At 42.2% G+C, this 13,888-nt stretch carries 14 protein-coding genes; 9 read left to right on the plus strand and 5 right to left on the minus strand.

Annotation, left to right across the window (positions count from 1 at the left end):
• Positions 1–113: 113 nt before the first annotated feature.
• Complete coding sequence (locus tag DABAL43B_RS10225; protein WP_079692277.1) at positions 114–1,448, minus strand: hypothetical protein; 1,335 nt, start codon at positions 1,446–1,448, stop codon at positions 114–116.
• Between the two features lie 570 nt (positions 1,449–2,018).
• Between DABAL43B_RS10225 and mrdA the strand changes: the two genes are divergently transcribed.
• From mrdA to scpB, 8 genes are all read left to right on the plus strand, one after another.
• Entirely contained in the window at positions 2,019–4,031 is a 2,013-nt protein-coding gene (gene mrdA, locus DABAL43B_RS10230) for a penicillin-binding protein 2 (RefSeq protein WP_079692278.1), read from the plus strand.
• Between the two features lie 36 nt (positions 4,032–4,067).
• Positions 4,068–4,754, plus strand: coding sequence for a 16S rRNA (guanine(966)-N(2))-methyltransferase RsmD (rsmD, locus tag DABAL43B_RS10235; protein ID WP_079692279.1), 687 nt, complete (start codon positions 4,068–4,070; stop codon positions 4,752–4,754).
• Between the two features lie 213 nt (positions 4,755–4,967).
• A complete protein-coding gene (gene rplM, locus DABAL43B_RS10240; protein ID WP_079692280.1) occupies positions 4,968–5,396 on the plus strand; it encodes a 50S ribosomal protein L13 in 429 nt (142 codons plus the stop codon).
• Between the two features lie 10 nt (positions 5,397–5,406).
• Positions 5,407–5,793: a 30S ribosomal protein S9 gene (rpsI, locus tag DABAL43B_RS10245; protein WP_079692281.1), complete on the plus strand. Its 387-nt coding sequence runs from the start codon at positions 5,407–5,409 to the stop codon at positions 5,791–5,793.
• Between the two features lie 299 nt (positions 5,794–6,092).
• Entirely contained in the window at positions 6,093–7,196 is a 1,104-nt protein-coding gene (locus DABAL43B_RS10250; protein WP_079692282.1) for a lipid A biosynthesis acyltransferase, read from the plus strand.
• A gap of 197 nt (positions 7,197–7,393) precedes the next feature.
• Positions 7,394–8,461, plus strand: a complete 1,068-nt coding sequence (gene trpS, locus DABAL43B_RS10255) for a tryptophan--tRNA ligase (RefSeq protein WP_079692283.1) — start codon at positions 7,394–7,396, stop codon at positions 8,459–8,461.
• 126 nt (positions 8,462–8,587) lie between these two features.
• Positions 8,588–9,451, plus strand: a complete 864-nt coding sequence (locus DABAL43B_RS10260; protein ID WP_079693092.1) for a segregation and condensation protein A — start codon at positions 8,588–8,590, stop codon at positions 9,449–9,451.
• A 66-nt stretch (positions 9,452–9,517) separates the two neighbouring features.
• Positions 9,518–10,093, plus strand: a complete 576-nt coding sequence (scpB, locus tag DABAL43B_RS10265; protein WP_079693093.1) for an SMC-Scp complex subunit ScpB — start codon at positions 9,518–9,520, stop codon at positions 10,091–10,093.
• Position 10,094: 1 nt separating this feature from the next.
• On the opposite strand, the gene DABAL43B_RS14575 is transcribed toward scpB, so the two are convergent.
• From DABAL43B_RS14575 to rplU, 4 genes are all read right to left on the minus strand, one after another.
• Positions 10,095–10,208 (minus strand): pentapeptide repeat-containing protein, encoded by a 114-nt coding sequence (locus DABAL43B_RS14575; protein WP_079693094.1) that lies wholly within the window; start codon positions 10,206–10,208, stop codon positions 10,095–10,097.
• Positions 10,209–10,351: 143 nt separating this feature from the next.
• Positions 10,352–11,053 carry an outer membrane lipoprotein chaperone LolA gene (gene lolA / locus DABAL43B_RS10275; RefSeq protein ID WP_079692284.1) on the minus strand — a complete coding sequence of 234 codons (702 nt, stop codon included), beginning with the start codon at positions 11,051–11,053 and terminating at the stop codon, positions 10,352–10,354.
• Positions 11,054–11,584: 531 nt separating this feature from the next.
• Positions 11,585–11,842: a 50S ribosomal protein L27 gene (gene rpmA, locus DABAL43B_RS10280; protein WP_010199200.1), complete on the minus strand. Its 258-nt coding sequence runs from the start codon at positions 11,840–11,842 to the stop codon at positions 11,585–11,587.
• Between the two features lie 94 nt (positions 11,843–11,936).
• Positions 11,937–12,248, minus strand: a complete 312-nt coding sequence (gene rplU / locus DABAL43B_RS10285; protein WP_010199185.1) for a 50S ribosomal protein L21 — start codon at positions 12,246–12,248, stop codon at positions 11,937–11,939.
• A gap of 675 nt (positions 12,249–12,923) precedes the next feature.
• On the opposite strand from rplU, the gene DABAL43B_RS10290 reads away from it, so the two are divergent.
• The gene (locus DABAL43B_RS10290; RefSeq protein ID WP_197684695.1) at positions 12,924–13,853 is read left to right on the plus strand and encodes a polyprenyl synthetase family protein; all 930 of its coding nucleotides are present in this window, start codon (positions 12,924–12,926) and stop codon (positions 13,851–13,853) included.
• Positions 13,854–13,888: the final 35 nt, after the last annotated feature.

Raw genomic sequence — 13,888 nt, forward strand, 5'->3', positions numbered from 1 at the left:
CCATTAGCCATTGCAGCTTAGGGCACTTACAGCATGGTACATTAGCGTCAACTTGTCACGTTTCTGTATCCACAGTGTATGCGATGTGTATAAAGAGTATGAAAAGCTGCCTATCATTGCATCGCTGGAAAAAACACCAATACCAGATGTAACCAACCTGCCAAAAACCCAGTCAAGCCGCCAAGCACAATCAGCGTCAACTCATCTTCACGAAAGGCGGGACGTAATAAGTTTTGAAACTCATCGGGTGACAGTGCGCGAATACGGTCACGAAATAGTCCAAATATTTTACTAGCACGGCTTTCATTGAGCTCAGGGTCACGCAGCGGTACCATCGTTGCGACGATTGATTTATCAATGATGGTATTTTTTAACTGTCCAAACTCGCGGCGACCCAGTCCTACTCGTAAAGTCGTACTGATTACTGGTGACTCTAATACTTTGTAAAGATGCGACTTCATCAACTCACGCGTCTCGGCGGCGCGGTCACCATACATCATCTCATTCATGATGTTCTCTAACGTCACTAAATCCTTAACGACAATCTCGGCAAAAACCTCAGAAACCTCCTCTTGGCGCTTCATAAAGCCACCTTGAAAACGGTATTGAGCGATATGCGGTAATTGCGGTCTAATAAATGGAAAACGACTCTGCAAGGCAAAAAACTTCACATAAGGGATAAAATGTGGCTCCACTGGGTTAAAGACCATCCAGATCGCAATCCAGTTGGTGAGACAACCCCAAACAGCAGCAAAAAACGGTACTGTCCAGTGCTGCGGCACGACTAAAAATATAAACATTTGGATAATGCCGAAAATCAGTCCTATTAGAGCACTAATATGCCAAATAAAATCAATCTCTTTTTGTCCAACTTTTAAGAACATATTAACCATCAAACGCCGATCACTTTCCATTTTATTGACAATCATCTTGCGCATATCGACTAAATCTTCGACATGATAAGTCAAGTCAGTCACCAAAGATTGCATAATACTCGGCAGCTCTTGGTGTGCTTGGGCATACACACGGCGCTTGAGTGCATAAGGAAGATTGCCCCACAGCGCTGGTGAATGATCGAGCATAATCTCATCAATCAAATTTTCGAGATTTCCATCAACCGTATCAGTGATAAATACCGCCATCTGCTCCGGCTCCATCGCTTTAAAAAACTCATCAAGCGAGCCAAGCTTAGAGAGCGTCTGATCAACGATAACCCCTGATATCTTGCCCGCTTTTCTTGGGACAATACCTTGCCAACCGATTCCCGGTAGCCCAAAAAATGGGAAGTTCGGAATACGAATACCCCAGAACTTAATTGGATAAAACAGCATCTTCAGTGCCATCCACACATGTATCCAAGTCACAAATGCTGTCACCGGTGGAATGGTGAGCATGGCAAAAAACTCGGGGTGCTCAGCTATCGTCTGCCACAATGAAGTTACATCCATGACTTTATTTATCCTTGCCGTGATGATGGTCGATGCTAACCAAATATCCTTAGCAGATTAAGAACGCTCAGCAAAAAGAGGCTCTATCTCTAATAGTTATTATAAAATAAATCGCCTGATTTTAGCATACTTGCCACCCATTAGCACAGTTAGACCCTAGGCAAGTTGTGACTAGAGATGACACGTTTTGCACGCGCCCCTCACTCATAAAACCCTTAAGATAATCTGCCAGTGCTGTCAATGACAGCAGCCTCAATGCTCGCAATAGTGTCAGCGACAAAATAAATGACTGGGTACTGCGCCATAGCATTTGTTCTGTTATAATTTACGGTTAAATTTCACTGAATATCAGCAAATAAATGAATGCAAATTAATTGACATTATATTATCGTCATATCGCGCTATGTTATTGAAATACTTTAGCTTATCCTTTATGCTCACCTCGCTTTGGCTTAACGAGACTTGACCTTAAGCAGACTTAATATAGCTGGCTTTTATTTAACCCATATCTCCTTTAATCCCTCTCCTTCTGATTTATCGATTCACCGACCGTCTGGGTACTGACTTTATATGAAAAAACCGCTAACTCCCGATACCGAACAGGTCAACAGTATTTTTACCAGTCGAATTGTTATCCTTGGATTATTGATGTTTTTGGGTTTGATGGGTTTAATAATGCGTTATGGTTATTTACAAGTGTATGCCCACGATAAATACACCACCCAAGCGGATAATAATCGCATTAAGCTGATTTCTGCCCCGCCAAGCCGTGGCTATATTTATGATCGTAATGGAATCATTCTTGCGGACAATCAGCCTGTATTTACCGCCATGCTCAGTCCTGATGAAGTTGAAAACCCAGAGCGCACCTTAAATTTACTGGCGCCTATTTTTGATCTGACGGATGAAAATATTACCGACATTCTAGCGCGGCTAAGTAAAAGTAAAAATGATCCAGTGACGATCAAGATTGACTTAACCGATGCGCAATTGGCGCAGTTTAGTGAACGCAAACCTTTCTTTCGCGGGGTCAGTATCCAAAGTAAGCTGACGCGCTCTTACCCTTATGATGAACTGTTCGCACACGTTATCGGCTATGTGGGACGCATCAACGACAAAGAGTCTAAGCAAATAAATAAGGATCGCTATGCCGGTACCGATCTTATCGGCAAGATTGGCATCGAAGATTTTTATGAAGATATTTTACTTGGGCAACCAGGTTATCAGTCGGTAGAAACCGATGCGTATGGCAATATTCTACGTCAACTCGATACCAAGCCACCGATCGCCGGTAATGATATTACCCTAAGCTTAGACTATGGCTTACAGACTGTGGCCCAGCAGCAGCTTGACGGTCGTCGCGGCGCGATTGTGGCGATAGATCCAAAAAACGGCGACGTATTAGCGTTTGTTAGTAACCCAAGCTATGACCCCAACCCTTTTATCTCCGGCATCTCTTTTAAAGACTATGGCAATCTGCGCGAAGACCTTGATCAGCCACTATATAATCGCGCCCTACAAGGTACTTATCCTCCTGGCTCGACCATCAAACCCTTTGAAGCCTTAGGTGGTATTCATTACGGTTTACGTAATTGGGAAACCACTATTTATGATCCTGGTTATTTTAGCTTGCCTGGAGATTCACACCGTTTTCGCGATTGGAAAAAAGGCGGTCACGGTACCGTCGATCTAAAAAAATCTATCATGATGTCGGTGGATACTTATTATTACAAACTGGCTTATGAAATGGGCATTCAGCGCTTGCATGACTGGATGGTGCGTTTTGGTTTCGGTGAAGAAACCGGTATTGACTTGCCCAATGAAAAATCTGGGATTATGCCATCACCAAAATGGAAAAAAGACACCTACGATAAAGGCTGGTTACCGGGTGAAACTATCTCGGTTAGTATCGGTCAAGGTTATTTCTTAGCGACGCCCCTACAGATCGCTAATGCAACTGCCATGACCGCGAATCAAGGTAATCATATTACTCCGCACTTGTTAAAAAGTAGCGACGGTGCAGCGGCAGTCGACGTCATCACCAAACCGGATGGCAAGATTGATTATAATGGCAAACCATCTGACTGGCTACGCATGCATGATGCCATGGAACAAACGGTCAAAGCAGGTACTGGACGTGGCATCTATACGCCGCGCTATCGTATCGCCGGCAAAACGGGCACAGCACAGGTAAAATCAATTGCTCAGGGTAAAAGCTATAATAAATCCGCGCTGGATAAGCGCCACTGGGATCATGCTTGGTTTAATGGTTTTGCACCAGTAGAAGACCCCGAAATTGCCCTAGCGGTATTGGTCGAAAACGGCGGTGGTGGTAGTGTCGTTGCTGCTCCTATTGGACGCGCTTTATTTGACTATTGGGTATTACAACGCAAATCTAACCCTATCTTGCCGCCAACTGCTGATCAGTTAAAAGTTATTAAGCGCCAAAAATCCTTTGAAAAATTGATGCGTGATGCTATACGTGATAAAGAAGACAAAGCATTAGAAGCAGAAAAAGCAAAGCAAGAAGAAAAACAGAAAGAACAAATTCAAGCTGCTACGACCACAGCAAGCGCTGAGTAAAATATTGAGTATCAATTAGGCAGCTAAGAAAAAATGATGAAAAAGACCTCAAGCACGCGTAAGCCTAACCCAAACCATAAAGCGAAACACGCTGCTGCTGGTGATGTGCGTATCATTGGCGGTCAGTTTAAGCGCCGTACTGTGAATTTTATTGATGCTGATGGCTTACGACCAACCCCAGATCGCCTACGTGAGACCTTGTTTAACTGGTTAATTGCCGATATGCACAGCGCTCACGTACTCGATAGCTGCGCAGGTAGCGGCGTCTTAGGTTTCGAATCCTTATCACGTGGGGCGGCACATTGCACTTTTATAGAAATGAGCGCCGCTCAAAGTCAAATGCTACGTCAAAGTGCCGAACAATTACGCCTTGACCCAACTACTTATCAAATCATTCAAGGTGCAGCCGAGCAAGTTTTGACTCAAAACCCGCTAAATCAGCGCCATTTTGATGTGGTATTTATCGATCCGCCTTATGCAGAAGAGTTGTGGCAACCTATTTTGACCACCCTTATTACGCAGGCATTAATCAATACAGAAACGCTGATTTATTTGGAAGCAGATAAAGCGTTAGAGGAACAATTGAGCGAGCTGGCTGCTAAGCTTGACGAAAAATCGTTCGCTCAAAAAAGCATTAGCCAAGGAGTATTGGGTTTTGAGTGCCTGAAACAGACTAAGGTTGGACAAGTTGTTGCTGGACTTTATCGACTATCATCGTCATAATTGTCTGGTTAAAGAAATCGATTAATAAATGTAAAAAATGTTTAAAACCGCTGAAAAACTGGCCCAACGCTGCAGTTTAATGTATATAAGGCGAAAATAAACCCCAATGCAGCTTGCAAGCGTAGGCGCTACTGCTTATAATGTGCAGTCTGTTTTTTGAGAGCCCCGTTCCCAAGCTAAACTCTCAACGAATTTTAATTTTAAGGTTTTATCATGAAAACACTTAGTGCAAAACCAGCTGAAGTGACCCATGACTGGTTTGTCGTAGATGCTGACGGCAAAACTCTTGGTCGCTTAGCCACGCAAATTGCTAGTCGCTTACGCGGTAAGCATAAGACTTGTTATACCCCGCACGTTGACACTGGTGACTTCATTGTCGTCATCAATGCCGAAAAAATCGCGGTAACGGGTAAAAAAGCGCAAGATAAAAAATACTATCGTCACAGTGGTTACCCAGGCGGTATCAAAGAAACCAACTTCACAAAGCTGATTGCACGTAAGCCTGAAGATGTTCTACACAAAGCGGTTAAGGGTATGCTTCCAAAGGGTCCTCTTGGCTATGCGATGATCAAGAAGCTGAAACTATATGCGGGTACTGAACATCCACATGAAGCTCAGCAACCTAAAGAACTAGACATCTAAGGATATACTTATGGAACGCAATTACGGAACTGGTCGCCGCAAGACGTCTACTGCTCGTGTCTTTTTAGCTAAAGGTACTGGTAGCATTATCGTTAACGGTAAGCCACTTGATGAATATTTCAGCCGTGAAACTTCACGCATGGTTGTTCGTCAACCATTAGAGCTACTTGACTCGCCTACTGCTTATGACTTATACGTCACTGTAAAAGGTGGTGGTATCAGTGGTCAAGCGGGCGCTATTCGCCACGGTATTACTCGTGCGTTAGTTGAGCTCGATGAGACTAACAAGCCTGCACTAAAAGCTGCTGGTTTTGTTACTCGTGACTCACGTCAAGTTGAACGTAAGAAATTGGGCCTACGTAAAGCACGTAAACGTCCACAATTCTCAAAACGTTAATCAAAGCTATCTCTTATTTTCTTGCAGCTGCCGTCTTTATCTCAGAGCGATAGTAAAAGCATTCAAAGAAAGAGTAGATTTGCAAAACCTTATAAGCTGGTCACAGCTTGTAAGGTTTTTTTATGGGTGATACTTTTATTTATGATACTTTTTTATGTATCATGATTATTTATACATAAATGCTTTTTATAAAAAACCACCTTGTCAATTAGCATCTAATGACAGTGCGTGAATTACCTTGCAAAGTAAAGCTTACTACCCCATCATAATCATAACTTTTCATCATTAGTAACGATCTTATGAAAGCGCCTGAACAGTTTGATCCCAGTAAGTCTGATTCAAAAATAAGCATGCCACCATCTGAGGCGGCAATGCATGGCAAACCTACTAAATCACCCGCCATTCCTGATGGCATGCCAACGATTAAGCAAAACCATAAACGAATCGGGCAAATAGATAAAAAACCCTTTGAATGGCAGTTTTTATTGCCTAAATACTGGGGCATATGGCTACTAATGGCCATCATTGTGCCATTAGCCTATCTGCCATTACGTTGGCAATTTTGGCTGGGTCGTAAGCTTGGTATTTTAATCTATAAAGTAGCAGGTACACGGCGACGGGATACGCTGATTAATCTCAGATTGGCATTTCCTGACAAGCCAGAAGCTGAGCGTGAGCTAATGGCGAAACAGGTTTTTGTTAACCAAGGTATCGGCGTATTTGAAACCCTATGCACCTGGTTCCGTCCTAATATATTTACCCGTACGGTGTCTATCTCTGGGCTACAGCATGTGATCAATGCTCAAAACGATGGCCGTCCCGTTATTTTACTTGGCGCTCATTATACGATGCTCGATCTAGGCGCTATGCTATGCACCCAGTTTTTCCCTATGGATGGTATGTATCGACCACAGAACAATGCGCTACTTGATTGGTTCATTTATAACGGCCGCGCTCCCGTATTTGGCAAGCTGATTTCTAGCCGTAATATGCGTGGTTTAGTCAATATTATTAAAGAGGGACATATCGTTTGGTATTCGCCTGACCAAGATTATGGTCTTAAACAAGGCGTCATGGCGCCATTTTTTGGCGTACCAGCAGCGACTATTACCGCAACACGGCGACTGGCTACAGTAGTCAGTAATGATAACAAGCTACCAGCGATAATGGCCTTACATACTTACCGGCAGACGCCAGATAATTTACCCAGAGGTAAACGTCCGCATTATCATCTAACCATTACGCCAGAGTTGGATAACTATCCAAGCAATGATGAAGTCGCTGATGCTACCCGTGTCAATGAGATATTAGAAGGTCTGATTCGTATTGATCCAACCCAGTGGATGTGGTTCCATCGCCGCTTCAAGAATGGTCCTGATGGTCGTACTGATATCTATAAGTAATTGGTGAGAATATTAATCAATCTTTTATGGCTTTAGATTTATATAATATCTTGGGTAAATTACTTTTATTGGTTTCTTACACCGTTATATTTCAGCTATTCCCTATTAAAAAGAAGTTGCAAATTTGCTATACTCTGCTGTTGAAATAGCCACTAACTATGACTTAATGAATAATAAATCAAAATAACGGATATCTTATGAGCGATAATAATCTTGATAATTCGGACGCGCCTAAGCGCATATTGACAGGTATTACCACTACTGGAATCCCGCACTTAGGCAACTATGTCGGCGCAATTCGACCAGCGATAGCATCTATCCAGAATAGTGACAGTGAAGCATTTTTTTTCTTAGCAGACTATCATGGCATCATTAAATGCCATGATCCTGCTGCCATTCATGAGTCCACCAAAGCGATTGCTGCAACTTGGCTTGCTTGTGGCCTCGACCCTGAGCGTGTGACGTTTTATCGGCAGTCAGATGTACCAGAGATACCGGAGCTGGCGTGGATACTCAATTGTTCATGTGCCAAGGGTCTTATGAACCGTGCCCATGCTTATAAGGCATCTGTCGATATCAATAATGAAAAAACTGACGTCGATCCCGATCAAGGCATTACTATGGGTCTGTTTGGCTATCCGGTATTGATGGCTGCTGATATCTTGATGTTTAATGCCACTCATGTTCCTGTTGGGCGCGACCAAATTCAGCATATTGAGATGGCGCGTGATATTGCGGGTACTTTTAATCATAAATATAAGCCGCTATTTACGCTACCTTCAGCCGTCGTCGATGATGAGATGCCCTTATTAACGGGGCTTGATGGGCGCAAAATGAGCAAAAGCTATGGCAATACCATTCCGCTATTTGGTGAGTCTAATCCACAAGTCAGCGCTGAAAAGCAGATGCATAAAGCGATTATGAAAATCGTGACCAATTCACAATTGCCAGATGAGCCAAAAGATCCTGACGATTCTGCTATTTTTGAGATTTATAAAGCCTTTGCTACGCCGGAAGAAATCGCCGACATGCGTGCACAGTTTGCTGCTGGTATTGGCTGGGGCGATGCCAAGCAAGCCTTATTTGATAAAATCAATGCAGAAGTTGCCCCATTTCGCGCGCGTTACGAAGAACTCATGGCCAATCCGAAAGAGTTGGAAGAAATTCTGCAAATGGGGGCAGAAAAAGCCCGTCGCCATAGCCGTAAGCAACTAGACAAAACGCGCCGCGCTATTGGTATCCGTCCCCTTGCTAAGCTTAAATAAGCCTCTGACTGCTTTAACTTATCGTAATCACAGTGGATGCTAAGCGTGCAGACTGAGCTAAAAAATCAACCAGCGGCTTTACCAAAAGTCGCCTCTCTTGTAAACGCGCATCAAAACTCGACAGTTATGGATAGTAATGGCGAGCACGACCATTTAGCTATCCATGATATGTCGCTGCGCATTTATCAAACGCCGGTACAGCATTTGCCAGAAGATCTGTATGTGCCGCCGCAAGCGTTTGCCATTTGGCTAGAGCAGTTTGCCGGACCATTAGATTTCTTGCTATATTTGGTCAAAAAAAATAATGTTGATTTGACTCAGATGCCGATACTGCCGATTACCGAGCAGTATTTGGCATATATCAGTGAATTAGATACCGAGCATTTTGAATTAGCCGGTGATTATCTGCTGATGGCGTCGACGTTAATTGCGATCAAAACTGAGCTGCTATTACCTAAGCCAGAAACGCCTACCGATGAACGCGATCCAAAAGCCGAACTGATTGAGCGCCTTGAGGAATATGCCCAAATCAAAGCCGCCAGTCAGCGTTTGGACAATTTAGTCCGACTTGAGCGCGATGTATTTTTAGCGATGGTTAGCATGCCTAGCCAAGATATTATGAGCGCTGAATTGCCAAGCTACTCACCGACCCTATTGATTGATAGCTTATTTAAAATGCAGCTACAACCAGATTATCAGATGCATACCATTAAGGTTGACGCTGTGCCCCTTGCTGATCGTATTGCCAGTATCAGTCGGCAGCTAAGTACGGATGGTGCCCGCTCCTTTTATGAGCTACTAGATAAAGCTCAAGGTAAGATCGGAGTGGTGGTGAGCTTTGTCGCCGTACTTGAATTAATGAAGCGTCAACTGATTGGTGTGGTTAATACTGATGCAGACAGTAGCACTAGCACAGCAAATAACGCTGATGGCACTCTATCTAATACTGACAACCACCTCGGAAAATTAACGTTACAGTGGTTAGTTTAATTTGCATTGGCTTAATCAAAGTTATCTCAATAAAGTGACCCTAATAAAGAAAAAACAATGAAAGACATGGCTTCACAATCAGCAACCTCACCTTCTTCGGTGGATAAAGAGCTACAGCAGCTCAACATAGTCAGCAAACATATTGAAGTGCTATTACATGCCTCAGAATCTCCATTGACCGCTAACACCCTAAAAAAACACCTTTCACTGTCTACTAAGACGTTAAATCAGGCACTAGAGTTACTACAACAACGCTTAGACACTGGTGTACTAAGTTTACATGAAACGGCCAGTGGTTATCGCTTGCAAATCGCTGATAGCTATAGTGCCTTAATCCAGAGCGTCTTTCCACAACGTCAAGAACGCCTAAGCCAAGCGTTACTTGAAACATTGAGCGTGATTGCCTACAAGCAACCTGTAACACGCAGCGACATAGAACATGTGCGCGGTGTCACGCTTTCAAGCAATATCTTACGCCAATTATTTGATAAAGGTTGGATCGAAGAGAACGGCTATAAAGATACGTTGGGACGCCCTGCTTTGTTGCATACTACAGCACAATTCTTAGATGCCTTTGGTATGAGCCATTTAGATGAGCTACCACCGATGCCAGATATAGACGCCATTAAATCTATGTCTTAGGTTATGGAAACTTAGCCTTTTGAAGCTTAGCCTTTTGAAGCTTAGCCTTTTGAAGCTTAGCCTTTTGAAGCTTAGCCTTTTGAAGCTTAGCATCTGGAAAATCAGCAGCTATAATTTAAAAGTTGAATAAAAATATCTTAGTAAAAAAATGATTTGAAATTTAATAGCCTATTTATACCCAAAAAAAGACAGACCCTGTAGGATCTGTCTTTTTTATAGATTAAATATCACTTAGCGATACTTATAATTGATTAACTTTTATTGATTAATGATATCAACACCTTTTGGTGGTGTGAACTTAAACTGACTGCTGCCGATGCTCGGGTTCAATTTAATGCTGCTAAACTTGATAGAAGTGGTTTGTCCCAAACTGTCATTTAATACCATCATCACTGGCTTACCGCCGCTAAAGCTCATTGATAAACTCTTAAAGCTGGCGCTGTCAGATTTCGGATACAGCACATAGTAGTTTTTATTGGCGTATGGTTGCGTGATTTTAAAGTTCTTATCAATTTTACTTGGGTCACCTGATAGTAGTAGTGCCGGTGTATTGCCTACTTGGCTATCTACGTTCTGTTTGGTTGCTTGCTCTAAATCCTTATCATAAACCCACATTGAACTACCATTAGCCACAATCAGCTGCTCTGATGGTGATTTGGTTTCCCAACGGAAATTATTTGGACGTTGCACACTCATCGTACCGGTAAAAGCACCACTGTTAGCACCCTTAGTGGTTTGGCTAAAATTAGCAGTCATGCTCTTGGTATTGGTTAAAAGCTTATTTAAATTCTTGGCTGCTGTTAAATTACTAGCAGGCGCAGCATGGGCAGATTGTGTTAATGCCATCATAGGTGCTGCAACGCCAAGCGTGGTCATCAAAACACCAGCTAGAGCACCGCCCATTATTTTTTGTTTTAGAGTTGTTGTCTGTTTAATAGATTGATTGGTCAATAAAGTCATTATAAATCCTCTCTCAAAATGCAAAATAGCATAAAAAATAAAACGTTTTATTAAATTTTTGTTTTCAGTAAATGTTTATCTCACGAGAATAAAATCGGTGTGATAAAACAATGAAGACAGTGTGCCAGTTTTTTTATTACGCGCCTAGTCATGATTTGCAATCTTTACTACCGCCGCCATACACGCTTGTAACCGTTGCAATTACACTGTAAGAAACGGTATTTACCGTATTTTTGAATGCTTTTCATATAAATGGCATTCATAAATTTTTAGCTTTTACTTATAATATAGTCAGTCCTAAATAAAAGAAGTGCAAATATTATAACGCGCTATTGGGATAAATTTTTCTTGCTTGCTGTGCCTACGCAGACAGAGGCTACAAAAAACTGATCCCAGCAGCACTGTATTCTTTTAAAAGTGAATCAATTATAATTTATAGAATAAAAAAGCCCTTACTACCAACCGGTAATAAGGGCTTTTTTTAGTCATCAAGTTATTTTATGCAAAAGATAAAACAACCTAGATGGGCAACTAGGCGCTTTCAACCATCACATAACGACGGTTGAATTTACCTTTAGTCGCAAACTTCACCACACCGTCATTTAGTGCAAATAAAGTATGATCACGACCCATGCCAACACCTTCGCCGGCGTGGAATTCTGTACCACGTTGACGAACGATGATGTTACCAGCGACGATGGCTTGACCGCCAAAGATTTTTACGCCGAGCATTTTTGGGTTTGAATCACGACCATTACGGCTTGAACCGGCAGCTTTTTTATGTGCCATGAGAAAATCTCCTTGTTAATGTGACTTATCGCTAATGCGACAACTCTTAAGCTTTTAGTGCGTTATTAATTATCAATAAACTGATAATCGTTAATTAAGCATTAATCGCTTTGATTTTTAACAAGGTATACCATTGGCGGTGACCTTGCTCTTTGTGATAATGCTTACGACGGTTGTGCTTGACGATACGGATTTTTTCGCCGCGACCATGCTCAACAACTTCAACTTCAACGCTAGCACCTTCAACGATAGGTTGACCGATTTTGACAGTTTCACCGTCAACAATCATCAACACGTCTTCGAATTTGATCGTTGCGCCTGTTTCTGCTTTAAGTAGCTCAACTTTAAGCAACTCATCGACGACTACACGGTGCTGTTTACCACCAGTTTTGATTACTGCGTACATTGTATGACTCCGTTTAACCCGTGTGCCGTGGCTGATATCATACCAACACTTCGACGACGAACACGACAGGGAAAAATTAAAGGCAAGATTTTACGGCTTTTTGCTCATAAAAGCAAGCCGCGTCTCTTGTTTTTGTGTGGTGGTAATACCAACAGCCTACGCTCATATCAAACGCAATGTCATTGATTAACCAGCGTAATGTATATCGCTATTAATACAGACCGCCTAATAACAAGCAAGAATATTGGTTAAAATCCAACAGCGGCTATTATAACTTATCTAATCAGATACTTACAGTTTTTTATAGGCAAGCGCTCATTGTTAATAAATTATTGTTTATTCAACTCATAGATTAATGCATTCTAATCAGTTGTATTTTATCTTGTGCCCTTATAAATCAAGCTATATTAGCTAGAATCTAAAGCTATACCCTTCATTCTGCTATACTTAAATCAACAATTTATATAGACAGCTATGCTATTATGCATAAAACGATAGCTTGACCATAAATAGCTATTAAAACATTCTTTATTTTCATTGGTATGATTATTCACTATGACCCGTACTTCTCTATCTAACGCTGCAGCTCCACTATCCACTACGCCATCGATCAATTTATCAACAGCACCAAGCTATGCTGATATTCAAAGCATTGTTGCTGATGATTTTGAAATTATGGATAAACAAGTCTTTGGTAGTCTTAATTCCAAAGTTAAGTTGGTGATGAATGTATCACAGCACGTGATTAATGCGGGCGGCAAACGTATGCGCCCCTTAATTACTCTGTTGTGTGCACGGATGTTCAATGACGAGCCATCACAGCAAGCCATGCATTTGGCGGCGATTACTGAGATGTTACATACGGCAACGTTGGTACATGATGATGTCATTGATGAATCAGGACAGCGCCGTGGTAAACCAACTGCTAATGCCACTTGGGACAATGCGACAGCGGTGCTGGTCGGCGACTATCTGATTGCCCGCGCCTTTAACTTGTTGGTGGGTTTTCAAAGCTTGCCATTATTACAGGTGTTCTCAGATGGCACTTGTGATATTGCTGAGGGCGAAGTATTGCAGCTTCAACATCAGCACAATCCTGAAGCAACTGAAGAAGATTATCTAAACATTATTGATGGCAAGACTTCACGGTTATTCATGATGGCGACTCAAGGCGCAGCGATTTTGCAAGGTCAAACGCAGCACTTGCAGGCGTTAGCTGATTTCGGTCAGCACTTTGGTAATGCCTTTCAGATCGTTGATGATGTGCTCGATTATAGTGGCGATAGTGAATTGATGGGTAAAAACCTCGGCGATGATCTAGCAGAAGGTAAACCTACTTTGCCTACTATTAAAGCACTTGAGTTATTAAAGGACAGTAATAAAGAAGGTTATGAGCAATTACGTATTGCGGTGCAAACGGGTAAAACCCCAAATGCAGAACAATTGATTGCGCTAGTACGTCATTCAGGCTCGCTTGATTACTGTAAACAACGTGCTTTAGAAGAAACCAAACTTGCGCAACAAGCATTGAGTAGCTTACCTGACAATCGCTATCGTCAAGGACTGTATCAATTGACTGAACTTGCCAGCGCACGTTTATTATAATGAGCCGCTATTTATGGTTAAAACCACAAAGATAA

It is taken from the genome of Psychrobacter sp. DAB_AL43B, assembly GCF_900168255.1.
In the GTDB taxonomy this organism is placed as follows: domain Bacteria; phylum Pseudomonadota; class Gammaproteobacteria; order Pseudomonadales; family Moraxellaceae; genus Psychrobacter.

Coding starts and splice junctions, on each gene's coding strand:
- rplU (WP_010199185.1), bottom strand. CDS start 12,248: ATGTACGCAGTAATCAAAACTGGTGGTAAACAGCACCGTGTAGTCGTC.
- rpmA (WP_010199200.1), bottom strand. CDS start 11,842: ATGGCACATAAAAAAGCTGCCGGTTCAAGCCGTAATGGTCGTGATTCA.
- mrdA (WP_079692278.1), top strand. CDS start 2,019: ATGAAAAAACCGCTAACTCCCGATACCGAACAGGTCAACAGTATTTTT.
- scpB (WP_079693093.1), top strand. CDS start 9,518: ATGGCTTCACAATCAGCAACCTCACCTTCTTCGGTGGATAAAGAGCTA.
- lolA (WP_079692284.1), bottom strand. CDS start 11,053: ATGACTTTATTGACCAATCAATCTATTAAACAGACAACAACTCTAAAA.
- trpS (WP_079692283.1), top strand. CDS start 7,394: ATGAGCGATAATAATCTTGATAATTCGGACGCGCCTAAGCGCATATTG.
- DABAL43B_RS10260 (WP_079693092.1), top strand. CDS start 8,588: ATGGATAGTAATGGCGAGCACGACCATTTAGCTATCCATGATATGTCG.
- DABAL43B_RS10290 (WP_197684695.1), top strand. CDS start 12,924: ATGGATAAACAAGTCTTTGGTAGTCTTAATTCCAAAGTTAAGTTGGTG.
- rsmD (WP_079692279.1), top strand. CDS start 4,068: ATGAAAAAGACCTCAAGCACGCGTAAGCCTAACCCAAACCATAAAGCG.
- rpsI (WP_079692281.1), top strand. CDS start 5,407: ATGGAACGCAATTACGGAACTGGTCGCCGCAAGACGTCTACTGCTCGT.
- DABAL43B_RS10250 (WP_079692282.1), top strand. CDS start 6,093: ATGAAAGCGCCTGAACAGTTTGATCCCAGTAAGTCTGATTCAAAAATA.
- DABAL43B_RS10225 (WP_079692277.1), bottom strand. CDS start 1,448: ATGGATGTAACTTCATTGTGGCAGACGATAGCTGAGCACCCCGAGTTT.
- rplM (WP_079692280.1), top strand. CDS start 4,968: ATGAAAACACTTAGTGCAAAACCAGCTGAAGTGACCCATGACTGGTTT.